The organism is Rhizobium sp. P1_E6 (assembly GCF_056405875.1).
The window spans coordinates 1-1,019 of sequence record NZ_JBFUBG010000303.1; the positions used below are offsets into that span (position 1 = coordinate 1).

The 1,019-nt window shown below is 55.9% G+C and carries 2 protein-coding genes; both read right to left on the reverse strand.

The genetic code is table 11. The annotated features are described in order from the left end of the window. On the reverse strand, nt 1-646 hold a 646-nt coding region (locus AC1D35_RS36395), incomplete at its 3' end, for a tetratricopeptide repeat protein (RefSeq protein ID WP_477942890.1). A 28-nt stretch (nt 647-674) separates the two neighbouring features. Continuing rightward, on the reverse strand, nt 675-1,019 hold a 345-nt coding region (locus AC1D35_RS36400), incomplete at its 5' end, for a hypothetical protein (protein ID WP_477942892.1).

Genomic DNA, 1,019 nt, shown 5'->3' on the forward strand with positions numbered 1-1,019 from the left:
GTGCCTCCTGAAGCGGAGGTTCGGCAAGGCTGAGCCTGCCCTGCTCCATCAGAATCGTGCCGTAATTATCAAGGGCTTGGGCAAGGCTCGCGGTTGCTGGCGGTGTCAGCGCACGCCTTATTGTGATCGCCTGATCAGTTAAATCAGCTGCCCGATCGAAGTCACTGAGTTGGTACAGAAGGATGGCATAATTCACGAGGACATCGGAATATGCTGCTTTGTCGTGGACTGAAGTCTGCTGGAAAGCATCGTATGACGCACGGAAGCGGTTTTCAGCCTCGTCGTAGCGMCCGAGATTTCTCAGTGCTACGGCAATATCGGCCTCAATCGAGGCGATCTCCTCGTGGTCTGGCTGGGTGGCATTCCGGACCAATGCGAGCGCTTGTTCGTTATACTGCAGCGACTTTTGAAAGTCGCCGATTTGGTACGTTGTTTTTCCTGCAAGTCGGAAGATCTTGACCTGATCTGAGATCGACGCCTGCAACGCCGGCATCTCCTGGATCAATTGCGYGGCACTGGCGGCCCCCTCTTTAAATCTCCCCGAGGAAATCATCTCGCTTATTTGTGACATTCGATCCGGCAGGCTCGTCTGCGCTGCCGAAGGCGCGGCGTTGAGGAACACGCCTCCGATCACCAGCAGCGACACGATCGCTAGCAGGACCGGACCTGGGCCTCTACTTGTTTGCTGCCCCATCGATGAGTGACCTCAGAAGTTGCTTATTCTGCTCAGCACTAGGATCGTAGTCATCCCACTTGAGCGCGCGCGGCGTCGGTTTTTGGTCGCCTTGCGTACTTGCAAATAGTACTTCAGGGATGAATGCAGGCATGAAAGCCACAGGTAATTCCACGTTGCTTTGAACGAGGAGGCCGCTTTTGCCTCCGAATCCGAGCACGGCACTGAGCGAAGGGTCGAGGCCGCTCACCTTGAGCGCCATCCCCGCTGCGGTCACCGCCAACAACGTGCTCAATTTGTCTGCGGCGGCCTTGATGTCGATGCTTGTCTTTGAGCCGATGAATAT